At 55.7% G+C, this 22,755-nt stretch carries 15 protein-coding genes, 5 tRNA genes and 1 pseudogene; 3 read left to right on the forward strand and 18 right to left on the reverse strand.

Going from position 1 to position 22,755, the window contains the following annotated elements:
- Nucleotides 1–255: 255 nt before the first annotated feature.
- From FHW04_RS11800 to tam, 11 genes are all read right to left on the reverse strand, one after another.
- Nucleotides 256–332, reverse strand: a tRNA-Arg gene (locus FHW04_RS11800).
- A gap of 189 nt (nucleotides 333–521) precedes the next feature.
- Nucleotides 522–598 (reverse strand) — tRNA-Arg (locus FHW04_RS11805).
- Between the two features lie 57 nt (nucleotides 599–655).
- Nucleotides 656–732 (reverse strand) — tRNA-Arg (locus FHW04_RS11810).
- Between the two features lie 216 nt (nucleotides 733–948).
- Nucleotides 949–1,025, reverse strand: a tRNA-Arg gene (locus FHW04_RS11815).
- Nucleotides 1,026–1,033: 8 nt separating this feature from the next.
- Nucleotides 1,034–1,126 (reverse strand) — tRNA-Ser (locus FHW04_RS11820).
- Nucleotides 1,127–1,411: 285 nt separating this feature from the next.
- The gene (csrA, locus tag FHW04_RS11825) at nucleotides 1,412–1,597 is read right to left on the reverse strand and encodes a carbon storage regulator CsrA (RefSeq protein WP_008927091.1); all 186 of its coding nucleotides are present in this window, start codon (nucleotides 1,595–1,597) and stop codon (nucleotides 1,412–1,414) included.
- 250 nt (nucleotides 1,598–1,847) lie between these two features.
- Nucleotides 1,848–4,475, reverse strand: coding sequence for an alanine--tRNA ligase (gene alaS / locus FHW04_RS11830; RefSeq protein WP_069728902.1), 2,628 nt, complete (start codon nucleotides 4,473–4,475; stop codon nucleotides 1,848–1,850).
- Between the two features lie 133 nt (nucleotides 4,476–4,608).
- Nucleotides 4,609–5,127, reverse strand: a complete 519-nt coding sequence (locus FHW04_RS11835; protein WP_031374768.1) for a regulatory protein RecX — start codon at nucleotides 5,125–5,127, stop codon at nucleotides 4,609–4,611.
- 124 nt (nucleotides 5,128–5,251) lie between these two features.
- Nucleotides 5,252–6,322: a recombinase RecA gene (recA, locus tag FHW04_RS11840; protein ID WP_031374767.1), complete on the reverse strand. Its 1,071-nt coding sequence runs from the start codon at nucleotides 6,320–6,322 to the stop codon at nucleotides 5,252–5,254.
- Between the two features lie 96 nt (nucleotides 6,323–6,418).
- Nucleotides 6,419–6,913 (reverse strand): nicotinamide-nucleotide amidase, encoded by a 495-nt coding sequence (gene pncC, locus FHW04_RS11845; protein ID WP_046289604.1) that lies wholly within the window; start codon nucleotides 6,911–6,913, stop codon nucleotides 6,419–6,421.
- A 105-nt stretch (nucleotides 6,914–7,018) separates the two neighbouring features.
- Entirely contained in the window at nucleotides 7,019–7,795 is a 777-nt protein-coding gene (gene tam, locus FHW04_RS11850) for a trans-aconitate 2-methyltransferase (protein ID WP_089561190.1), read from the reverse strand.
- Nucleotides 7,796–7,962: 167 nt separating this feature from the next.
- Here tam and FHW04_RS11855 point away from each other — a divergent pair, with 167 nt between their 5' ends.
- On the forward strand, nucleotides 7,963–8,850 hold the full coding sequence (locus FHW04_RS11855; protein WP_031374765.1) for a dihydrodipicolinate synthase family protein: 888 nt from the start codon (nucleotides 7,963–7,965) through the stop codon (nucleotides 8,848–8,850).
- 35 nt (nucleotides 8,851–8,885) lie between these two features.
- Here the strand turns inward: FHW04_RS11855 and FHW04_RS11860 are convergent, their stop codons facing one another.
- The 7 genes and pseudogenes from FHW04_RS11860 to FHW04_RS11890 form a co-directional block, all read right to left on the reverse strand.
- Entirely contained in the window at nucleotides 8,886–9,221 is a 336-nt protein-coding gene (locus FHW04_RS11860) for a zinc ribbon domain-containing protein YjdM (RefSeq protein ID WP_031374764.1), read from the reverse strand.
- A gap of 80 nt (nucleotides 9,222–9,301) precedes the next feature.
- On the reverse strand, nucleotides 9,302–10,384 hold the full coding sequence (gene mltB / locus FHW04_RS11865) for a lytic murein transglycosylase B (RefSeq protein WP_031374763.1): 1,083 nt from the start codon (nucleotides 10,382–10,384) through the stop codon (nucleotides 9,302–9,304).
- Nucleotides 10,385–10,532: 148 nt separating this feature from the next.
- Entirely contained in the window at nucleotides 10,533–11,210 is a 678-nt protein-coding gene (narI, locus tag FHW04_RS11870; protein WP_031374762.1) for a respiratory nitrate reductase subunit gamma, read from the reverse strand.
- Nucleotides 11,207–11,935 carry a nitrate reductase molybdenum cofactor assembly chaperone gene (gene narJ / locus FHW04_RS11875; protein WP_069728901.1) on the reverse strand — a complete coding sequence of 243 codons (729 nt, stop codon included), beginning with the start codon at nucleotides 11,933–11,935 and terminating at the stop codon, nucleotides 11,207–11,209. The genes narI and narJ overlap by 4 nt, the downstream gene beginning before the upstream one ends.
- Nucleotides 11,932–13,476 carry a nitrate reductase subunit beta gene (narH, locus tag FHW04_RS11880; RefSeq protein ID WP_031374760.1) on the reverse strand — a complete coding sequence of 515 codons (1,545 nt, stop codon included), beginning with the start codon at nucleotides 13,474–13,476 and terminating at the stop codon, nucleotides 11,932–11,934. The genes narJ and narH overlap by 4 nt, the downstream gene beginning before the upstream one ends.
- A pseudogene (locus FHW04_RS11885) lies at nucleotides 13,473–17,234 on the reverse strand (nitrate reductase subunit alpha). Before FHW04_RS11885 ends, narH begins: the two are co-directional and overlap by 4 nt.
- 101 nt (nucleotides 17,235–17,335) lie before the next feature.
- Nucleotides 17,336–18,727 carry a NarK family nitrate/nitrite MFS transporter gene (locus FHW04_RS11890; RefSeq protein WP_046289603.1) on the reverse strand — a complete coding sequence of 464 codons (1,392 nt, stop codon included), beginning with the start codon at nucleotides 18,725–18,727 and terminating at the stop codon, nucleotides 17,336–17,338.
- 322 nt (nucleotides 18,728–19,049) lie between these two features.
- Here FHW04_RS11890 and narL point away from each other — a divergent pair, with 322 nt between their 5' ends.
- Entirely contained in the window at nucleotides 19,050–19,697 is a 648-nt protein-coding gene (gene narL, locus FHW04_RS11895; RefSeq protein ID WP_031374758.1) for a two-component system response regulator NarL, read from the forward strand.
- Nucleotides 19,698–19,999: 302 nt separating this feature from the next.
- The gene (gene mutS, locus FHW04_RS11900; protein WP_046289601.1) at nucleotides 20,000–22,561 is read left to right on the forward strand and encodes a DNA mismatch repair protein MutS; all 2,562 of its coding nucleotides are present in this window, start codon (nucleotides 20,000–20,002) and stop codon (nucleotides 22,559–22,561) included.
- Nucleotides 22,562–22,755 lie beyond the last annotated feature (194 nt).

The raw sequence follows: 22,755 nt of genomic DNA on the forward strand, positions 1-22,755 counted from the left end.
TCTGAATTTGCGGCGGGCTGGAGAAAGGGTAATTCTGAAAATGAAGGTTCCGACATTACTAAGTGAGCGTTGTATCTAATCCTGGGGGCAGGTCAGTTTTGCGATTAAACGTGAGCAGTAGAGGAAGAAATGCAAAGGGCTCATTCAGAGGAGGCACCAGTGCGGGCCGTTGCTGAGGCAACGTTATGCACGTTAGTGCAGCCTGAACAATGAGAACGCTATAAGACGCTGAGGAGATAATGATATCGAAAGAGATGGTGCATCCAGGAGGATTCGAACCTCCGACCGCTCGGTTCGTAGCCGAGTACTCTATCCAGCTGAGCTATGGATGCAACGGAAATCTGGGGGATTACGGAGCAGGTTGCTAACCGGCAAAACAGCAAAGTGAAGAGTGCATCGCGGATAATGTCTCAGCTTACTTTTCGGCCTGCGGGCCGTTGCTGAGGCAACGCTATCCTCGTTAGTGCAGTCTGACGATTTTCACGCTATGACACACTAAGGCACTTCCCTATCCGAAGATATGGTGCATCCAGGAGGATTCGAACCTCCGACCGCTCGGTTCGTAGCCGAGTACTCTATCCAGCTGAGCTATGGATGCATTGGGGAATTACTTTTTATGGACTTTCAGAAATCAACCTGGGAATGATACGAAGAATGGTGCATCCAGGAGGATTCGAACCTCCGACCGCTCGGTTCGTAGCCGAGTACTCTATCCAGCTGAGCTATGGATGCATTGATTTAATTCTTGTACAACGCAGGGTGCTAACTACTCACCATGAAAGGAATTGCTAGTTCACTTTGTTTTTATTCCGATGGTGCATCCAGGAGGATTACTCAGCTTGCGCTTCGCCCTGCGGGCCGTTGCTGATGCAACGTTAACCTCCTTAGTACGACCTGAACACTAATTGCGTCATGTCACACTGAGGCACTTCTCCATATTCGAAAATATGGTGCATCCAGGAGGATTCGAACCTCCGACCGCTCGGTTCGTAGCCGAGTACTCTATCCAGCTGAGCTATGGATGCATCGGAAATGGCGGTGAGGGAGGGATTCGAACCCTCGATACAGCTTTTGACCGTATACTCCCTTAGCAGGGGAGCGCCTTCAGCCTCTCGGCCACCTCACCTTACGCGTTCTTCCGAACTGCGCCGCTGAACTTTGTTTCCGCTCATCGGCACTGCGTGGCGCACATATTACTTTCCCGCACTTATAAGTCAAACAATTTTTCCGAAGGTTTGTTTGATTGAACAAATGACAGACAATTGGGGCAAAATGACGGCAAAAAGAGTGAATTATCAACAATGAAAGATGATGCAGTTAACAAAAAAGGGAATAAGAGGGAGAAAAGAAAAAGGAGGGAATGGGTCGATAAAGCGGTAGCGCCTCGCACAGGTGCGAGACGCTGAATCCGTTAAACGCTGGTTTGTTGCGTTTTTTCAGCCTGGATGCGTTGATAGATCTCTTCGCGATGCACAGACACTTCTTTCGGAGCGTTAACCCCGATGCGAACCTGGTTACCTTTAACACCCAGCACCGTTACAGTCACCTCATCACCGATCATGAGGGTTTCACCAACTCGACGAGTTAGAATAAGCATTCTTTGCTCCTTGAAAGATTAAAAGAGTCGGGCTTGTACAGGCTCCCGGCATTATCCATCATTTAACGCTGCACAATGAGTATGACAAATACACCAATGCACATCGATGCGCTAATACATTCTGCTGATAGTTAGTTTAGCCGAAATACACTACATCAACCTGACTTTGTCATTTGCTACTCTGACATCGTATGAAAAAGCGCCGGAACAACCGTTCTGACGCTTTATACGATGCCTTGTTTTAATTCACTTACAGACGGCTGCTGACCCAGTCCTCAACCCCTGCTAACGCGCCTTTCAGGGCCGCCACATCGGTTCCACCAGCCTGCGCCATATCCGGGCGTCCACCGCCCTTGCCGCCGACCTGCTGCGCCAGACCTGCAATCAGTTCACCGGCTTTAACCCGGTCAGTCAGATCTTTGGTCACGCCAGCGATTAACGACACTTTACCTTCCGCAACCGTCGCTAACACAATGATGGCCGAACCCAACTGGTTTTTCAGGTCATCCACCATGGTACGTAACATTTTCGGCTCAACGTTATTCAGCTCACTGACCAGCAGCTTCACGCCTTTCACGTCGATGGCACTGCTGCTCAGAGACGCGCTCTCCTGCGCTGCTTGCTGATCGCGCAGTTGCTGCAACTCTTTCTCCAGCGCCCGTACGTGATCCACCAGACCACGTACTTTTTCATTCAGGTTGCTGCTGTTGGCTTTCACCAGCTGCGCCAGATCGTGCAGCTGGCTGCTCTGCGCATTGACCTGCGCCAGGGCGCCTTCACCGGTAATCGCTTCAATACGACGAACACCCGCCGCAGTGCCTGACTCAGCCTGGATACGGAACAGACCGATGTCGCCGGTACGTGCCGCGTGCGTGCCGCCGCACAGCTCAACCGAGAAATCACCCATGGTCAGGACGCGCACGCGCTGATCATATTTTTCGCCAAACAGCGCCATGGCACCTTTAGATTTCGCCGCCTCAAGATCCATCACGTCGGTTTCAACCGGCAAGTTGCGACGAATCTGCGCGTTGACAATATCTTCGACCTGGCGAATCTCCTGAGGTTTCATCGCTTCGAAATGCGAGAAGTCAAAACGCAGGTATTTATCGTTAACCAGAGATCCCTTCTGTGCAACATGCTCACCTAATACCTGACGCAGCGCGGCATGCAATAAGTGGGTTGCAGAGTGGTTAAGACGGATACGCGCCCGGCGTGCCGCATCAACTTTTGCTTCAAGGCGATCGCCGATACGTAACTGCCCTGCCGTCAGCTTACCGATATGACCGATTGCCTGACCATATTTTTGTGTGTCCTGTACGCTAAATTCAGCATTCTTCCCTGTCAGCACGCCGGTATCGCCGACCTGTCCGCCTGATTCGCCATAGAATGGCGTTTCATCCAGTACCACAACCGCTTCCTGGCCTTCGGTGACTTCATTCACCGACTCGCCTGCCACGTACAGCGCTTTCACCGTCGCGGCTAAATCCAGCTGGTCGTAGCCTTTGAACGAGGACGCCGCATCGATACGAATAACGTTGCTGTAATCCGCGCCGAAACCACTCGCTTCACGTGCGCGCTGGCGCTGTTGCTCCATCGCCTGCTCGAAGCCCGCTTCGTCGATCTTCAGATTGCGTTCGCGGCAGACATCAGCCGTCAGGTCAGCCGGGAAGCCAAAGGTATCGTACAGACGGAAGACCGTTTCGCCATCCAGCGTATCACCCTGCAGTTTCGCCAGCTCTTCGTCCAGCAGCGCCAGGCCGCGTTCCAGAGTCTTAGCGAATTGCTCTTCTTCGCTTTTCAGCACCTGCTCAACCTGAGCCTGCTGACGCTGTAACTCTTCACCGGCCGATCCCATCACCTCAACCAGCGGCGCGACCAGCTTATAGAAGAATGCGTCTTTCGCGCCCAGCATGTTGCCATGACGTACGGCACGACGAATGATGCGACGCAGCACGTAACCACGGTTCTCATTCGACGGGATCACGCCATCGGCAATCAGGAATGCACAGGAGCGGATATGATCGGCAATCACGCGCAGTGATTTATTGCTCAGATCGGTGGCACCGGTCACCTGCGCTACCGCCTGGATCAGTTTCTGGAACAGGTCGATTTCATAGTTAGAGTTGACGTGTTGCAGTACGGCAGTAATGCGCTCCAGGCCCATGCCGGTATCAACCGACGGTTTCGGCAGCGGCAGCATGGTGCCATCCGCCTGACGATTGAACTGCATGAAGACGATGTTCCAGATCTCAATGTAGCGGTCGCCATCCTCTTCCGGGCTGCCTGGTGGTCCACCCCAGATGTGATCGCCGTGATCGTAGAAAATTTCGCTGCAGGGACCGCAAGGGCCGGTGTCGCCCATCTGCCAGAAGTTATCTGACGCGTAAGCCCCGCCCTTGTTGTCGCCGATACGGATAATGCGTTCGTGCGGCACGCCAATCTCGTTGGCCCAGATGGCATAAGCTTCATCATCGGTTTCATATACCGTAACCCACAGACGCTCTTTTGGCAGGCCGAACCACTGCTCGCTCGTCAACAGTTCCCAGGCAAAAGCGATTGCCTCTTTCTTGAAGTAGTCACCAAAGCTGAAATTACCCAGCATTTCAAAGAAAGTGTGGTGACGTGCGGTGTAGCCGACATTTTCAAGATCGTTGTGTTTGCCACCGGCACGCACGCAGCGCTGTGAAGTGGTCGCACGTGAGTAATCACGCTTGTCCTGGCCGAGGAAAACATCTTTGAACTGGTTCATTCCGGCGTTGGTAAACAGCAACGTCGGATCGTTATTCGGTACGAGGGAGCTGCTGGTTACAACCTGATGTCCCTTGCTATGAAAAAAGTCGAGAAACGCTTGACGGATCTCAGCAGTGCTCTTGCTCATATATATCCTGGAATCACGCTAACGAACGTTCCATCTTTTCCGCGATGCCACATCCTGGCGGCGCCTGATTAGAGGAACAAAAAGTGGGAATAAGATAAATTTTCTTCAGTGGGAAGTAAAATTACATCGGCTTTTAGTCGTCAAAATTTCTGAAAACGGACTGAATATCTTCGCTCATGAAGCCTTTTGACTGTAGATAGCGTAGTACTTTGGCTTTCTCTTTCCATTCTTTCGGTAACGGGTGTCCGAATTTACGTTCAGCCAGCTGGGCAGCACAGGCAGACCAGTCCACCTCGGTCTCTTCCATCGCAATATCAATCGCCTCGCGATCGATCCCCTTCTGCGCCAGTTCCAGACGTACCCGCTGTGAACCAAAACCTTTGCGGCTTCGGCTCTGAATAAAACGTTCGGTGAAACGCGCGTCGTTTAGCCAGCCATTTTCCTGGCACCAGTTGAGCACTTTTTCCAGCAGCTCTTCGGTGACGATTTCCGGCTCTTTCTGCTGTGCCCACGCCGCACGCTGCGCCGACTGTTGCAGCTTACGCGCTAATTCGGCACGACTGTGATCGCGCTGTCCAAGAATGCGCATCGCACGGTCGAGCAGACGAGAAAAAGAGACAATGTTGGGTTGGGGCTGGGATTGTTCAGACATACTGCGCACCTTGTACTAACGGGAAGGGGATTATGGCGACAGATCGGGAGAGAAGAAAGGTAAGAAAGAGAGGGTAAGTGGTAAAAAACAACGGGAGTGGATTTCTCCACCCCCGCGTGAGTGATTAGAAGTCTTCGTTCGCTTCACTGGCTGCGTTTTCAACTTTGTCAGCAGACTGCTCTGCGGCAAGCTTATCGTCAGCGCCGTTCAGTAACATTTCACGTAACTTCAGATCAATCTCGTTTGCGACAGCCGCATTCTCTTTGAGGAAGTTGCTGGCATTCGATTTACCCTGACCAATCTTATCGCCCTGGTAGCTGTACCATGCACCCGCTTTTTCGATCAGCTTGTGCTTCACGCCCAGGTCGACCAGTTCGCCGAAGGTGTTGATGCCTTCGCCGTACATGATCTGGAACTCTGCCTGTTTAAATGGCGCCGCGATTTTGTTTTTCACCACTTTAACGCGGGTCTCACTGCCCACCACGTTATCGCCCTCTTTGATAGCGCCGATACGGCGGATATCAAGACGGACAGAAGCGTAGAACTTCAGCGCGTTACCACCGGTAGTGGTTTCCGGGTTACCAAACATCACACCAATTTTCATACGGATCTGGTTGATGAAGATCAGCAGGGTGTTGGACTGCTTCAGGTTACCGGCAAGCTTACGCATCGCCTGGCTCATCATACGTGCCGCCAGGCCCATGTGTGAGTCACCGATTTCACCTTCAATTTCCGCTTTCGGCGTCAGTGCCGCCACGGAGTCGACAATGATTACGTCAACCGCGCCTGAGCGGGCCAGCGCATCACAAATCTCCAGCGCCTGCTCACCGGTGTCTGGCTGCGAACAAAGCAGGTTGTCGATGTCTACGCCCAGTTTCTTGGCGTAAACCGGATCCAGCGCATGCTCAGCATCGATAAAGGCACAGGTTTTGCCTTTACGCTGTGCTGACGCGATTACCTGCAGGGTCAGCGTGGTTTTACCTGAAGACTCTGGCCCGTAAATCTCAACGATACGGCCCATTGGCAGACCGCCTGCGCCTAACGCAATGTCCAGCGACAGCGAACCGGTAGAGATGGTTTCCACATCCATTGAGCGGTCTTCACCCAAGCGCATGATGGAGCCTTTACCAAATTGCTTCTCAATCTGGCCCAGCGCGGCAGCTAAAGCCTTTTGTTTGTTTTCATCAATCGCCATTTCAACTCCTAATCAAGCCGGGTAAACACGCACTCAGGGGTGCCTGCACTCTTTCTGTTGCCGACAATTATACTGTATAGTCATACAGTATCAAGTTTAATTTGTCAGAAATTCGCCATACAGCCGCTGTAGTGCCCAGGCGACGGACTGGCGGCGTACCGCCTCACGGTCACCGGAGAAATGCTGCTGAAAAGTCAGGACTTTATCCTGCGGACCGGCAAAACCGAACCAGACGGTGCCGACCGGTTTTTCCGCACTGCCGCCATCCGGCCCGGCAATACCGCTCACGGAGATGGCGTAGTCTGCCCGGGCGGCGTGCCTTGCGCCCAGCGCCATTTCGCGCACCACGGCTTCACTCACCGCTCCGTACTGTTCCAGCGACGTTGCCTGAACGCCCACCAGCTGCTGCTTGGCATCATTACTGTAGGTCACGAAGCCGCGTTCAAACCAGGCTGAGCTGCCACTGATGTCAGTAAACACCTTGGCAATCCACCCTCCGGTGCAGGATTCTGCACAGGTTACGGTGGCGTTTTGCTGCTTAAGTTTCTCACCGATCTGCGCGCTAAGCGCCTGCAACTGCCGATCATCCATCGTGTTTCTCCCTCAGGTGGTGCAATGAAAGTGGTGCAACACCGCCACTTTTTCAAGCCCTGTCTTAAGTATTGCCCGCTTTTTGCGGCCTGTTTTCCCTTAACCTCAGCTTTTTTTCACGGCAACGATAAAAAGACGCGGGAAAGCGAGCAGAACCTGACCATCGCGCTGCGCCGGATAGGCGCTGAGCAAACGCTGATGATAGGCCGCCAGAAAATCCGCCTGTTCGGCTTCATCCAGCATGGCCAGAAACGGGCGCAGGCCGGTCGCCTGTAGCCAGCTGATAATCGCCTGTGCATCGGCCATCACGTGATAATAGGTGGTGCGCCAGATATCCACGTCACAGCCGGTGCCGGTGAGCAGATCGTAATAGTCGCCGGTCGGGAGCAGCTGTTTACGGTCCGCCGTTTTGGCATCAATACGGGAATGCCAGGGTTCAGACGCCGCCACGTCGCGCATCAATCGATGCGAGGGCTCATTGAGATTATCGGGCATCTGCACTGCCAGCACGCCGCCGGGTGCCAGTTGTTCCACCAGATGGGGAAACAGCGTCGCGTGGTTATCCAGCCACTGTAGCGACGCATTGGCATAGATCACCTGCTGAGGCGTTTCTGCCTGCCAGCTGCGAATGTCCGCCTGTACAAAGCGGCAGTGCGGTAACCGTTCGCGCGCCTGGGCTAACATCGCTGCTGAACTGTCGAGCCCGCAGACCGTGGCCAGCGGCCAGGCTTCAGCCAGCAATTCGGTGCTGTTGCCCGGACCGCAGCCCAAATCGGTCACCTGTTCAACCTCTTCAACGCTGATGCGCGCCAGCAGTTCACGTGCCGGGCGGGTGCGTTCCGCCTCAAACTTGCGATACAACTCAGGATCCCACTCTTTCATGCTCACCTCCGGTTTGGTTATCTGACGTGACCGATCGATAAGACGCTTTAAACGCGGAAAAGTGCGACCTGTTGCTCATTTCTGAATCGAATGCTGGCGGTGCTGAGGCGGAATAATTAAGTTAAAACACTGTTTCATTTTCCCTAAACGCTACTCAGGAGTGAGTCATGACTGCAGAATCTGCCTTTGCCGGCGTCTGGTGTCCCTCGGTGACCCCGTTTAATGCGCAGGGTGCGATCGATATCGATGCGCTCGGACGCCATTTTTCGCGCCTCAACCGTTCAGGCATTGATACCTTACTGATCATGGGCAGTATTGGCGAGTTCGCCTCATTGACGCAGCAGGAACGTTTACAGCTGATTAAAGAAGCCCGTCCCCTATCGCCGCTGACAATGGTGGCTAATGTCTCCGCTACCTGCGTCGCGGATATGCTGTCGCTGGCTGAAGCGGCATGGGAAAGTGGTTACGACGCGGTGATGGTTCTGCCGCCCTACTACTACGGCCAGACGCAGAACCAGCTGATGCATTATTTTGAAACGCTCGATCAGCAGTTAGGCGGCAAGTGGTTTGCCTATAATTTTCCGGCGCGCACCGGCTGCGACCTCTCCCCCACGCTGGTCGCCGCGTTAGCAGCAAAACTGCCGAATTTCATCGGCATTAAGGATACCGTCGACTGCCTGTCGCATAACCGGGCAATGATTGACGAGACAAAAAAGGTACGCAGCGATTTTGCGGTGCTGTCGGGCTATGACGAATATCTGTTGCCCAATCTGCTGGCGGGTGGCGCCGGGGTAATCTCGGGACTGAACAATATTGTGCCGGAGGTTTTTGCCCAAATGATGCAGGCGTGGCGTGACGGCAATATGGCTGAACTGACGCGTATCCAGCAACAGATTGGCCGGATGATGGCGATTTACAGCATCGGTGATGACTTTGTGACCACGATAAAAACCGCGGTGTCGCGTCGCTATGATTCAATGCGTAGCGCATCGCGTAATTACGGTGGCACTTTAGACGCGCAACAGTGTGCGGCGCTCGATCGGTTATTCAGCTAATCAGCATTACGGGCGCCTCCCTGCGCCCGCCAGCCTCAGTTCTTTTTGACGAACTCAGACTTCAATTTCATCGGACCAAAACCGTCGATCTTACAGTCGATGTTGTGGTCCCCTTCAACCAGACGGATACTTTTCACTTTGGTGCCAATCTTCAGCGACGAAGAACTCCCCTTCACCTTGAGATCTTTAATCACTGTGACGCTGTCGCCATCTGCCAGCAGATTGCCGTTAGCGTCACGCACTTCCAGCGACTGATTGCTGCTGTCACTTTCCGCCTCGGTCCAGATATGACCACAGGAAGGACAGTTAAGGTTATCGCCATCTTGCCAGGTGTAATCGGCGTGACAGGCTGGGCAGGCAGGTAAAGACATAACGACTCCAGAGATAACAAGGGCTGATGGGCCTGAAAAAGGGCGTCATCATATAACCTTACAGTTGATAAGGACAGTCTTTATAGCATTCCGCCCTGCCGCGCCTTGCTAACGGCCTCGCCTAACTGCCACACCGCCATCGCGTAATGGGTGCTGTGGTTATAACGGGTAATGACATAAAAGTTGGGTAAACCGTACCAGTACTGATAGCTGGTGCCCAAATCAAGCCGTAGTAGGCTCACCTGGTCGTTGCCATTGAGTGAGCCCTGCGGTGACAGGCCGGAGGCAGCCAGCATGCCTACGCTGTAGCGGGTCTTGAAGCCATCTTCAAGCAAGGGCGCCTGACCACTGGCCGGGACCGCAATGTTTTCGCCGCTGCGCCAGCCGTGCTGCTGGAAGTAGTGCGCCACGCTGCCGATGGCATCAACCGGATCCCACAGGTTGGCGTGGCCATCACCGTTGAAGTCCACCGCGTACTCTTTGTAGGACGATGGCATGAACTGACCATAGCCCATCGCCCCGGCAAACGAGCCTTTCAGCGCCAGCGGATCGTCCTGCTCATTACGCGCCATCAACAGGAAGGTTTCCAGTTCGCTGCTGAAGTAAGCCGCGCGACGCGGATAGTTGAAGGATAAGGTAGCTAGCGCATCCAGAATACGCGTTTTCCCCATCACGCGCCCCCAGCGGGTTTCAACGCCAATGATGCCGACGATGATTTCAGGCGGCACGCCGTAGACCTGCTGCGCGCGTTGCAGCGCATCCTGATATTGATCCCAGAAGGCGACGCCGTTTTGGACGTTGTCCGGCGTAATAAACTTATTGCGATAGCGAATCCAGGCACCGTTAGGTCCCGGTGCCGGCGTATAGCTCGGTGCCTGGCGATCCATCAGGCGCAGCACATAGTCCAGCCGCTTTGCCTGACCAATAATGTTATGCAGTTGCTGGCGATCGAAGCCGTGCTTCTCCACCATCTGATCGATAAATTGTTCTGCCGCCGGGTTGCCGGCAAAGTCACCAAACATCGCGGATCCACTGTGCGACGGCTGGAGCAAGAATCCACCTTGCGGTGCAGCCAGCATCTTTTGCTGTTGGGGGACTTCAGGTTTGCTGCTGCAGGAGGCCAGTAACGGGATGAACGCAAGGAGAGCTAGCTTGAGACGCATCGGTAATCCATAAACGAGGGGGTAGATTCAGATGCGCTAATAGTAGTCGTTCAGCGCAACGACATACAGGTCAAATTCTTAAAAAAACGTCAAGAAACTGCCCCGAAAAACGGTCACCGGACGCGCTGTGCCGGTGACCGTCACCTCGTCAGCGGCGATTTCTCACCAGCTGATAACGACGGGTGAGATACTCCACCGGCGCGCTCCAGATATGCACCAGGCGGCAGAATGGAAACAGCAGGAATAACGTCATTCCCAGCACCATATGTAGCCGGTAGATCAGAGCCACGCCGTCAAGATGATGGGATGCACCGCCATGGAAGGTCACCACTGCCTGCGCCCAGCCCACCAGCTTCATCATCTCGCTGCCATCCATATGCTGTGCCGAGAAAGGAATGGTCAGCAGTCCGAGGGTAGCCTGCGCCACCAGTAAGCTCAGGATAAGGATATCGCCGACGCTGCTGGTTGCCCGCACCCGAGGGTTAGTCAGACGGCGTTTCAGCAACAGTGCGCCACCGGCCAGCGTCATCGCGCCAAACACGCCACCGGCAATCATCGCCAGTTTTTGCTTCACGTCGAGCGGCAGAAAGGATTGATACATCCAGTGAGGCGTCAGCATCCCGACGATATGGCCGAAAAAGATACCGATGATGCCGATGTGGAACAGGTTAGAGGCGAGCCGCATCCCTTTTTTATCCAGCATCTGGCTGGAACCGGCGCGCCAGCTGTACTGCCCGTAATCGTAGCGCAGCCAGCTGCCGACCAGAAAGACCGTCCCGGCAAGGTAGGGGTAAATATCAAAGAAGAAAGTGTTGAGAAAATTCATGCTGATTCTCCTGTGGCGCGCGGAGTAGCCTGAGCGATATCCAGATACTGCGGCGCAACCGCTGCGGCGAAACGGCGCTGATGCGCGGCCTGTTGCGCCGAGGCGCAGCCCTGTTCGCCAAGAAATTTAACCTGCTCCTCTTCCCAGACGGCATCCAGGGCCGCCGGGGTATCGTCGCGTGCTTCCTGTGCCACCTGCGGCCGTAAGGCGTCAGGCTGGATAGCGGTACCCGAAAGCGTTAACAGCGCACTGAACAGATCGGCATAGGGACTTTCACGTTCCACCAGCCGCGCCGCCAGGAGCGCCAGGATCGGCGCGATATCCTCTAAACCCTGACGCACCTCATCAGCCGTTTTACAGGCGAGGTATTCAAGGTAAAGCGGGAGATAATCAGGCAGCTCTTTGCTATCCAGCTCCAGTCCGTCGGCCCGATACTGCGCCAGCAGATCGACCATCGCCTGACCGCGATCGCGTGACTCACCGTGCACATGTTCAAACAGCAACAGCGAGGTGGCGCGGCCGCGATCAAACAGTTCGCAGTAATCAGCCTGAACGTCGAGCAGTGGCCGGGCGCAGAGCTGGTGGATAAAGTCCACCAGCCGTGCGCTCTGCGCTGGGTCGAGTTCAGGGGCGCTTTCCAGCGCCTCAATCAGGTTCTGATGGTGGCTAAACAGCGCCTCATCCGGGTAATCCAGCAGGCGCGACAGCACACGTAGCGCAATCATGATGCATCCTCCGGGCGTACGGTTTGTTTAGTGATGTCGATGGCATCGATACGGCGGCTGTTGAACAGGTTGAATTTGCTGTCGCTGCCGTGGCAGCCATCGCCGAAGCTAAAGCCGCAGCCTTTACTTTCCGGGAAGGCTTCACGTGCCAGTTCGCGATGGCTGGACGGCACCACAAAGCGATCTTCATAGTTGGCGATAGCCAGATAACGGTACATCTCCTGCGCCTGCGCTTCGCTCAGACCGACCTGTTCCAGCGCCCGGACATCGCGTTTACCTTCGACGCTTTCTGCCCGCTTGTAATGACGCATCGCCAGCATGCGTTTCAGCGCCAGCAGCACCGGCGCGGTATCACCGGCGGTCAGCAGGTTCGCCAGATACTCGACCGGAATACGCAGGCTTTCAACGTCCGGCAGCACGCCGGTGTGCGCCAGTGCACCACCGTCGACGGCTGACTGAATCGGTGACAACGGCGGCACATACCACACCATCGGCAGGGTGCGATATTCCGGATGCAGCGGCAGCGCCAGCTTCCAGTCCATCGCCATTTTGTACACCGGCGAACGTTGCGCCGCGTCAATCACGCTTTGCGCTACGCCATCTTTCAGCGCCTGGGCGATCACCGCCGGATCGTGTGGATCGAGGAAGATATCCAGCTGGCTCTGATAGAGATCTTTTTCGTTCTCTGCTGAGGCGGCCTGTTCAATACGGTCTGCGTCATACAGCAGTACGCCGAGATAGCGGATACGTCCGACACAGGTTTCCGAGCAGACGGTCGGCTGGCCGGCTTCAATACGCGGATAGCAGAAAATGCATTTTTCTGATTTGCCGCTCTTCCAGTTGAAGTAGATCTTTTTGTACGGGCAGCCGGTAAGGCACATACGCCAGCCACGGCATTTATCCTGGTCGATCAACACAATGCCATCTTCTTCACGCTTGTAGATGGCACCACTCGGACAGGTCGCCACGCAGGCAGGGTTGAGGCAATGCTCACACAGGCGCGGCAGATACATCATGAAGGTGTGTTCAAACTGGCCGTAAATATCCTTCTGGATATTGTCGAAGTTTTTATCCTGTGAACGTTTGGAAAATTCACCGCCGAGGATCTCTTCCCAGTTCGGGCCATTTTCGATTTTTTTCATCCGCTGACCGGTGATCAGTGAACGCGGGCGCGCAATCGGCTGGTGCTTACCGGCCGGCGCATTGTGCAGATGCTGGTAATCGAAATCGAACGGTTCGTAGTAATCATCCAGCGCCGGCACATCCGGGTTAGCGAAGATTTTTGACAGCACGCCGACACGGTTTCCCATGCGCGGCTCCAGCTTGCCGTTGATTTTCCGGATCCAGCCGCCCTTCCATTTCTGCTGATCTTCCCAGGCGTGGGGATAACCGACGCCGGGCTTGCTCTCTACGTTGTTGAACCAGGCATATTCCATCCCTTCACGACTGGTCCAGACGTTTTTGCAGGTTACCGAGCAGGTGTGGCAGCCGATACATTTGTCGAGGTTCAGCACCATGCCGACCTGTGAGCGAATTTTCATGGTTTTACCTCCTGCTGGCTGCCCTGACAGGCATCATTGCCTTCCCCGTCTAACCAGTTAATGTTGTTCATTTTTCTTACCACCACGAATTCATCGCGGTTAGAACCGACGGTGCCGTAATAGTTAAAGCCCCAGGAGAGCTGGGCATAGCCGCCGATCATATGGGTCGGTTTCGGACAGGTACGGGTGACGGAGTTATGAATACCGCCGCGCTGGCTGGTGATCTCTGAACCCGGAATATTCACAATACGTTCCTGGGCGTGATACATCATGGTCATCCCGGCCGGAATACGCTGGCTTACCACCGCACGCGCGGTCAGCGCACCGTTGGCATTGAACGCCTCAATCCAGTCGTTATCGACAATTCCCAGTTCACGGGCATCGTCTTCGCTCATCCAGACAATCGGTCCGCCGCGCGACAGGGTCAGCATCAGCAGGTTATCGCTGTAGGTGGAGTGAATGCCCCACTTCTGGTGTGGCGTCAGGAAGTTCAGCGCCTTCTCCGGATTACCGTTAGGTTTGCTGTTGAGCAACGGTTTGGCAGCACGGGTATCAATCGGCGGACGGTAGACCAGCAGGCTTTCACCAAAGGCACGCATCCACTCATGATCCTGATACAGTTGCTGGCGGCCACTCAGGGTGCGCCACGGAATCAGCTCGTGAACGTTGGTGTAGCAGGCGTTGTAGGAGACATGTTCGTCTTCCAGACCAGACCAGGTTGGGCTGGAGATGATTTTGCGCGGCTGTGCCTGGATATCGCGGAAGCGAATTTTTTCATCTTCCTTGTTCAGCGCCAGATGGGTATGGTCGCGGCCGGTAATCTCACCCAGCGCCTGCCAGGCTTTAACGGCTACCTGACCGTTGGTTTCCGGGGCCAGCGTCAGGATCACTTCTGCCGCGTCGATGGCCGTGTCGATATTCGGCCGTCCCGCTGCCGGGCCATCCGCTTTGACATAGTTAAGCTGCTTAAGGAAATCGACTTCTTTCTCAGTATTCCAGCCGATGCCTTTGCCGCCGTTACCCAGGGTATCAAGCAGCGGACCCAGTGAGGTAAAGCGCGCCCAGGTGGCCGGATAATCACGCTCTACCAGCATGATGTGTGGCGCGGTTTTACCTGGAATCAGCTCACATTCGCCTTTCTTCCAGTCTCTGGCGTCAAACGGCTGCGCCAGTTCGGCTGGCGAATCGTGCAGTACCGGCAGCGTGACCACATCCGTTTCTACCCCTAAATGGCCAGGGCAGAGATCGGAGAAGGCTTTTGCGATGCCCTTATAGATTTCCCAGTCGCTTTTTGAATCCCAGGCTGGATCGACCGCGGCAGAGAGCGGATGAATAAACGGATGCATATCCGAGGTATTCATGTCGTCTTTTTCATACCAGGTGGCGGTTGGCAGCACCACATCAGAGTAGAGGCAGGTACTCGACATACGGAAATCGAGGGTCACCACCAGATCCAGTTTGCCTTCAGCCCCCTGATCCAGCCACTCCACCTCTTCAGGCTTCACGCCGCCCTGCTTACCCAGATCTTTACCCTGAATGCCGTTTTCAGTACCCAGCAGGTACTTCAGCATATATTCGTGCCCTTTACCGGATGAGCCGAGCAGGTTAGAACGCCAGACAAACAGGTTACGCGGGAAGTTCTGCGGATCGTCTGGCTGTTCGGCGGCGAAACGCAGCGTGCCTTTTTTCAGACTCTCAACGGTGTAATCCAGCGGCGACAGGCCAGCGGCTTGCGCCTGTGCGGCGATACGCAGCGGGTTAACGTTGAGCTGCGGCGCCGACGGGAGCCAGCCCATGCGCTCAGAACGCACGTTAAGGTCGATCAGGCTGCCGCTGTAGCGACTTTTATCTGCCAGCGGCGACAGCAGTTCGCTGGTGGCGAGGGTTTCATAACGCCACTGGCTGGAGTGGTTATAGAAGAACGAGGTACTGTTCATCTGACGTGGCGGACGTTGCCAGTCGAGGCCAAATGCCAGCGGGGCCCAGCCGGTCTGCGGACGCAGTTTCTCCTGACCCACATAGTGCGCCCAGCCACCGCCGCTCTGACCGACGCAGCCGCAGAAGATCAGCATGTTCATCAGGCCACGGTAGTTCATGTCCATGTGATACCAGTGGTTCATACCGGCACCGACGATAATCATTGAGCGGCCGCGGGTCTTCTCAGCATTGTCGGCAAATTCACGGGCAATGCGGATAATATTCTGGCGCGAAACGCCGGTGATCTGCTCGGCCCAGGCCGGGCTGTACGCTTTCACCTCGTCGTAGTTTTGCGCGCAGTTGGCATCACCCAGTCCGCGCTCCAGACCGTAGTTTGCCAGCGTCAGATCGTAAACGCTGGTGACCAGCGCTTCGCTGCCATCGGCCAGTTGCAGACGTTTTACCGGCAGCTTATGCAGCAGGATTTCATCCAGCGCGACGCTGTTGAAATGCTCACTGGTGATCCCGCCAAAGTAAGGGAAACCAACTTCAACCACCTCGTCATGGCCACCCAGCAGACTGAGCTGCAGTTGAACTTCCTGCTGCGTCGTCCCGTCACGCTGCTCAAGGTTCCATTTACCTTTTTCACCCCAGCGGAAGCCGATTGAACCCTGCGGTGCCACCAGTTGGCCGGTCGCCTCGTTGATCGCCACCGTTTTCCATTCAGGATTATTATCCTGACCGAGACCATCGATCAGATCGCTGGCTCGCAGCTGGCGTCCGGCGGCGTAAAAGCCACCTTCACGCGGCTCCAGCAACACCAGCATTGGCATATCGGTATAACGACGCACGTAGTCGCTGAAATAGCTGACTTCGCGATCGAGATGAAACTCCTTCAGCATCACGTGGCCCATCGCCAGCGCCATTGCACTGTCGGTGCCCTGTTTCGGATTCAGCCACTGGTCGCACAGCTTGGCAACCTCGGCATAGTCCGGCGTCACCGCCACGGTTTTGGTGCCTTTGTAACGCACTTCGGTAAAGAAGTGCGCATCAGGGGTACGCGTCTGCGGCACGTTTGAGCCCCAGGCGATGATGTAAGAAGAGTTGTACCAGTCGGCCGATTCCGGCACGTCGGTCTGTTCGCCCCAGGTCATCGGTGATGCCGGAGGCAGATCGCAATACCAGTCGTAAAAACTCAGGCAGGTACCGCCAATCAACGACAGATAACGCGCGCCTGCCGCATAGGAGACCATCGACATCGCCGGAATAGGTGAGAAACCCATCACCCGGTCCGGACCGTAGGTTTTCGCAGTGCAGATGTTAGCGGCGGCGATCATCTCATTGACCTCCTGCCAGCTGGACCGCACAAACCCACCGCGGCCGCGCGCCTGCTTATAGCTTTTGGCTTTTTCCGGGTTGCTGATAATCGAGGCCCAGGCATCAACCGGATCGCTGTGCTGCTGTTTCGCCTCGCGCCACAGCTGAATCAGCTTCTTACGCATCAGTGGATATTTCAGCCGGTTGGCGCTGTAGAGATACTAGGAATAACTGGCACCACGCGGACAGCCACGCGGTTCGTGATTAGGCAGATCGGGACGGGTACGCGGATAGTCGGTCTGTTGCGTCTCCCAGGTCACCAGGCCATTTTTCACGTAGATTTTCCAGCTGCAGGAGCCGGTGCAGTTGACCCCATGCGTGGAGCGGACAATTTTATCGTGCTGCCAGCGACTGCGGTAACCATCTTCCCAGTCGCGGTTGCTGTTCAGTGACTGGCCATGTTCGCCAGAGAAAGGCTCCGCCAGCTGTTTAAAATAGCGAAACCGATCGAGAAACTTGCTCATCCGGAATACTCCTGAAGGCTTAATGTGACATTGCTAACTCTGCGTCGGTGAGGACGCAGAAAGTGAATAATGGCCGGCGCGCCACGCCGGCATTGTTGTTATCAGGCGCGGGACTTGCGTCCATAAACCAGCCAGGTAATGGCGATACAGCAGAGGTAAAACACCAGGAAAATTTTCATCGCGCCGGCTGGCGAGCCGGTCATAGAGAGCGAGAGGCCAAAGGTCTGCGGAATAAAGAAGCCGCCCAGCGCGCCAATCGCGGAGATAAAGCCCAGCGCGGCGGAGGTTTCAGTCCCGGCTTCACGCAGCGCCAGCGCATCGTCGCCGCCTTCGGCTTTAATGCGTTCCAGAGTGAGCTTGCGGAAAATCACCGCAATCATCTGATAGGTTGAGCCGCTGCCCAGTCCGGCAGTGAAGAACAGCCCCATAAAGATGGCGAAGAAAGCGATAAACGAGCCGTGGCCGTCAGCGCCCGGTAAGGTGAAAAACAGCAGTGCGGCAAACAGCGCCATCAGCACGTAGTTGATCAGCGTGACGCGGGTACCGCCGAAACGGTCAGAAATGATGCCGCCCGCTGAGCGGGCCAGCGCGCCAATAAACGGACCAAAAAAGGCGTAGTGCAGAATCACTACGTCCGGGAACTGCGTTTTGGTCAGCATGGCGAAACCGGCAGAAAATCCGATAAATGATCCGAACGTCGCCAGATAGAGCAGCGCCATCACCCACAGGTGTGGCCGTTTCAGTACCGGCAATTGCTCACGCAGCGAAGATTTCGCCGCCGCCAGGTCGTTCATTCCCAGCCAGGCGGCCAGCGTGGCGACCGCCAGCAACGGCAGCCAGATCCAGGCGGCGTTTTCCAGCCAGATCGCTTCGCCATTAACGGTAGTCTGACCCGCATCCGAAAAACCGAAGATGGCACAGGAGATCGCCAGCGGCGCGACAAACTGCATCACGCTGACACCGAGGTTACCGAGGCCGCCATTGATGCCCAGCGCGCCGCCCTGACGGGCTTTTGGAAAGAAGAAGCTGATGTTGCCCATGCTGGAAGCGAAGTTAGCCCCGGCAAAACCGCACAGCAGAGAAATAATCACAAAGGTGCTGAACGGCGTCTGGCTATCCTGCACCGCGAAACCGAGCCACAGGCAAGGGATCATCAGGATGCCGGTGCTAAAGGCGGTCCAGCGACGTCCCCCAACCAGCGGGATGACGAAAGAGTATGGAACGCGCAGCAGCGCGCCGGAAACCGACGGCAGTGCCGTCAGCAGAAACAACTGATCGGTAGTGAAACTGAAACCAACTTTATTCAGGTTGACCGCAACGGCGCTGAACAACATCCAGACGCAGAAGGCGAGCAGCAGACAGAAGACGGAAATCCACAGGTTACGGCTGGCGATACGTTTGCCGTGCGACTGCCAGAAAGCCTCATTTTCAGGCTGCCAGTCCTGGATTACCGCGCGGCGGGTGTCGGTTTGCAGAGGGACAGGTTGGGTCATAGCGTTCTCATCTACAGGATATTAATTGTGCATATCCTGCGCATCCGACCTGATGAGCAGCTTGATACAAATCAACGGCAAAGCAGGTAGTTATGCGACACTGGCGCGCAGATATCCCGGTTAAGTAGATGAACAGCCAGCAAATAACCTTTGTGAATCAGTGGTTTTTAAAACAGTTGCATAAAACCTGTCACAAGCGCGCCGGCAGTGGGAAATAAAGGAGTAGTCCATAAGGGGTATATAGCCACCCGTCTTCCCCGGTAAGATACCGCCTTTACTTCACTTCGCGATACGCGCGAATCCACTGAGCAGGAGCAGAGATGTGACGACAGAAAAGTTTACGCTCTTACTTATCGACGACCATCCGATGCTGCGTAACGGGCTGAAACAGCTGATCGCGCTGGATGAGAGGCTGGAAGTGGTGGCCGAAGCAGGCAACGGCATAGAGGGGGTGGCGCTGGCACAGCAGCACGATCCTGACCTGATCCTGCTCGATCTGAATATGCCGGGCCTCAACGGACTGGATACGCTGAGCCGGCTGCGCGAGATATCGCTCTCGGGTCGGGTAGTGGTTTTCAGCGTTTCTGATGATGAGGAAGATGTGGTCACCGCCTTAAAACGCGGTGCCGACGGTTATTTACTGAAAGATATGGAGCCGGAAGCGCTGCTGAAAGCCCTGCACCAAGCGGCGGCCGGGCAGACTGTCCTCAGCGAAACCTTAACCCCGATACTGGTGGCCCGCTTACGGGAAGATCGCCCGGCCCCGGCCCGGGATATCAATCAGCTGACCCGCCGTGAGCGCGATATTCTGCAGCTGATCAGCGCTGGGATGACCAATAAAGCCATTGCGCGCAAACTGGGCATCAGTGAAAGCACGGTCAAAGTTCACGTCAAATACCTGCTGAAAAAGATGAACCTGAAATCCCGGCTGGAGGCAGCCGTCTGGGCATTACAAAGCGGGCAACGTTAAGTAGCCGCGATCTGAACAGGAGACCGGCGGGATAAGGATTCAGGCAGCAGAATTCGCGAGCAGGCTCGCAGCCGCAGCTAAACAGCCGGAAAAACCGTTTTTTTCAGTCGCCAGCCGCGCCTGGTGTTTGATAGGGTGCCGGTCAGGCAACAACGGCTGAAGGTAACGGCGATGCATCAGACTGGTATATGCCCCGCCCTATTCGTTATCATCTGCTTATCCTGCACGCTGACGCTGAGCCGCTTCGGTTCAGCGACGTCGGCAGCCAGAATCTTACCGCTTTAAAAATGAGTTAAAACCCTATGCAAGAGCCAACCGAAAAGGATTTTCCTTCCCATACGCCGATGATGCAGCAATACCTGCGACTCAAGGCGGAACATCCTGACATTTTGCTGTTTTACCGGATGGGCGATTTCTACGAGCTGTTTTATGACGACGCCAGACGCGCCTCGCAGTTGCTGGAGATTTCACTCACCAAACGCGGCGCTTCGGCTGGCGAACCGATTCCGATGGCTGGCGTGCCCTATCACGCCGTTGAGAGTTATCTGGCGAAGCTGGTGCAGCTGGGCGAATCCGTCGCCATCTGCGAGCAGATTGGCGATCCCGCCCTGAGCAAAGGGCCGGTTGAACGCAAAGTGGTACGCATCGTCACGCCCGGCACTATCAGTGACGAAGCACTGCTGCAGGAGCGTCACGATAACCTGCTGGCGGCGATTGTTCAGAGCCCGCGCGGCTTTGGCTACGCAACGCTGGACATCAGTTCTGGCCGTTTCCGTCTGAGTGAACCGGGCGATGCGGAAACCATGGCAGCAGAATTGCAGCGCACTAATCCTGCCGAACTGCTCTATCCGGAAGATTTTCAGGCGATGTCGCTGATCGATCAGCGTCGTGGCCTGCGTCGTCGTCCGCTGTGGGAATTTGAGATCGATACCGCACGTCAGCAGCTCAATCTGCAGTTCGGCACCCGTGATCTGAACGGTTTTGGCGTCGAAAACGCGCATCTTGGCTTAAGTGCGGCGGGCTGTCTGCTGCAATATGTTAAAGATACCCAGCGCACTACCCTGCCCCACATCCGTTCCCTCAGTATGGAACGGCAGCAGGACAGCATCATTATGGATGCGGCGACCCGCCGTAACCTGGAGATCACCCAGAACCTGGCCGGCGGTACCGACAACACCCTGGCGGCGGTGCTGGATAAAACCGTCACCCCAATGGGCAGCCGGATGCTGAAGCGCTGGCTGCACATGCCGCTGCGCGATGCGCGCATCATCAATCAGCGTCAGGAGTCGATTGCCGAGCTGCAAAATCTCAGCGAAACCCTGCAACCGGTGCTGCGCCAGGTGGGTGACCTCGAGCGTATCCTGGCGCGTCTGGCATTGCGTACCGCGCGTCCGCGCGATCTGGCGCGGATGCGTCATGCGTTCCAGCAGCTGCCTGAGCTGAATCAGCTGCTGGCGGAAGTTGAGTCGACCCAGTTAAAACAGCTGCGTACCCAGATGGGCGAGTTTACCGCTTTACGCGAACTGCTGGAGCAGGCGGTGATTGAGTCGCCGCCGGTGTTGATCCGCGACGGCGGGGTAATCGCGCCCGGCTACAACGCCGAGCTGGATGAGTGGCGCGCCCTCGCCGACGGTGCCACCGATTATCTCGACAAGCTGGAGATACGCGAACGCGAAAAGCTGGGGCTGGATACCCTTAAGGTCGGCTTCAATGCGGTCCATGGTTACTACATTCAGGTCAGCCGCGGTCAGAGCCATCAGGTGCCGATGCACTATGTCCGCCGCCAGACGCTGAAAAATGCCGAGCGCTACATCATTCCGGAACTGAAAGAGTACGAAGACAAGGTGCTCACTTCGAAAGGCAAGGCGCTGGCGCTGGAAAAAAGTCTGTATGAGGCGCTGTTTGACCAGCTGCTGCCGCATCTGGAAGCGTTGCAGCTTAGCGCCGCCGCGCTGGCAGAGCTGGACGTGCTGAGCAACCTGGCGGAACGCGCCTGGTCACTCAACTATTGCCGTCCGGTGTTGCAGGACAAACCGGGGATTAAAATCAGCGGCGGCCGCCATCCGGTGGTTGAACAGGTTCTGAAAGAGCCGTTCATTGCTAACCCGCTTTCGCTGGCACCGCAGCGCCGGATGCTGATCATTACCGGCCCCAATATGGGCGGTAAAAGTACCTATATGCGGCAGACCGCGCTGATTGCACTGATGGCCTGGATCGGCAGCTTTGTGCCAGCTGATGAGACGCTGATTGGGCCGCTTGACCGTATCTTCACCCGTGTCGGCGCGGCTGACGATCTGGCGTCCGGCCGCTCGACCTTTATGGTAGAGATGACCGAAACGGCCAACATTCTGCATAACGCCACTGAAAACAGCCTGGTGCTGATGGATGAGATTGGCCGCGGTACTTCAACCTACGACGGGTTGTCGCTGGCCTGGGCCTGTGCCGAAAATCTGGCAAACCGCATCAAGGCGATGACGCTGTTCGCAACGCACTACTTTGAGCTGACCACCCTGCCGGAAAAAATGGAAGGTGTGGTCAATGTGCATCTTGATGCGGTGGAGCACGGTGACACCATCGCCTTTATGCACAGCGTGCAGGATGGCGCGGCCAGTAAGAGTTATGGTCTTGCTGTCGCCGCACTGGCGGGCGTACCGAAGGAAGTGATCAAGCGGGCGCGTAACAAGCTGAAGGAGCTGGAGACGGTTTCAAACCATACCGCCTCATCGACGGTGGATGGTTCGCAACTGCCGCTGCTGGTTGAAGAGACCTCGCCGGCGGTGGAAGCCCTTGAAGCGCTGGACCCGGATACCCTGACCCCACGTCAGGCGCTGGACTGGATCTATCGTCTAAAGTCACTGGTGTAATAACTGCGCGCATCGGGCTGAAGCCCGATGCGCGCAGGCTTTGCAGGCGCGCCAGGGTAAGGCGCTGAGCACTTCTTCTGCGGGTGAGTCGCTTATCTGCGGGCAACTATTATTTTAAATGGAAGTCCGTTGCCTGCAGGCAAATCAGTTCTCTGCGCGCAGATCGATTTTCTGCCGCAGAATCAGTTATCTGA

Origin of the sequence: Pantoea sp. AN62, from assembly GCF_050432985.1 — a bacterium.
Classification (GTDB): Bacteria; Pseudomonadota; Gammaproteobacteria; order Enterobacterales; family Enterobacteriaceae; genus Pantoea; species Pantoea brenneri.

Coding starts and splice junctions, on each gene's coding strand:
- pncC (WP_046289604.1), bottom strand. CDS start 6,913: ATGGATGATCGGCAGTTGCAGGCGCTTAGCGCGCAGATCGGTGAGAAA.
- narH (WP_031374760.1), bottom strand. CDS start 13,476: ATGAAAATTCGCTCACAGGTCGGCATGGTGCTGAACCTCGACAAATGT.
- alaS (WP_069728902.1), bottom strand. CDS start 4,475: ATGAGCAAGAGCACTGCTGAGATCCGTCAAGCGTTTCTCGACTTTTTT.
- narI (WP_031374762.1), bottom strand. CDS start 11,210: ATGAATTTTCTCAACACTTTCTTCTTTGATATTTACCCCTACCTTGCC.
- mltB (WP_031374763.1), bottom strand. CDS start 10,384: ATGCGTCTCAAGCTAGCTCTCCTTGCGTTCATCCCGTTACTGGCCTCC.
- FHW04_RS11860 (WP_031374764.1), bottom strand. CDS start 9,221: ATGTCTTTACCTGCCTGCCCAGCCTGTCACGCCGATTACACCTGGCAA.
- FHW04_RS11890 (WP_046289603.1), bottom strand. CDS start 18,727: ATGACCCAACCTGTCCCTCTGCAAACCGACACCCGCCGCGCGGTAATC.
- narJ (WP_069728901.1), bottom strand. CDS start 11,935: ATGATTGCGCTACGTGTGCTGTCGCGCCTGCTGGATTACCCGGATGAG.
- FHW04_RS11855 (WP_031374765.1), top strand. CDS start 7,963: ATGACTGCAGAATCTGCCTTTGCCGGCGTCTGGTGTCCCTCGGTGACC.
- recA (WP_031374767.1), bottom strand. CDS start 6,322: ATGGCGATTGATGAAAACAAACAAAAGGCTTTAGCTGCCGCGCTGGGC.
- FHW04_RS11835 (WP_031374768.1), bottom strand. CDS start 5,127: ATGTCTGAACAATCCCAGCCCCAACCCAACATTGTCTCTTTTTCTCGT.
- mutS (WP_046289601.1), top strand. CDS start 20,000: ATGCAAGAGCCAACCGAAAAGGATTTTCCTTCCCATACGCCGATGATG.
- tam (WP_089561190.1), bottom strand. CDS start 7,795: ATGAAAGAGTGGGATCCTGAGTTGTATCGCAAGTTTGAGGCGGAACGC.
- csrA (WP_008927091.1), bottom strand. CDS start 1,597: ATGCTTATTCTAACTCGTCGAGTTGGTGAAACCCTCATGATCGGTGAT.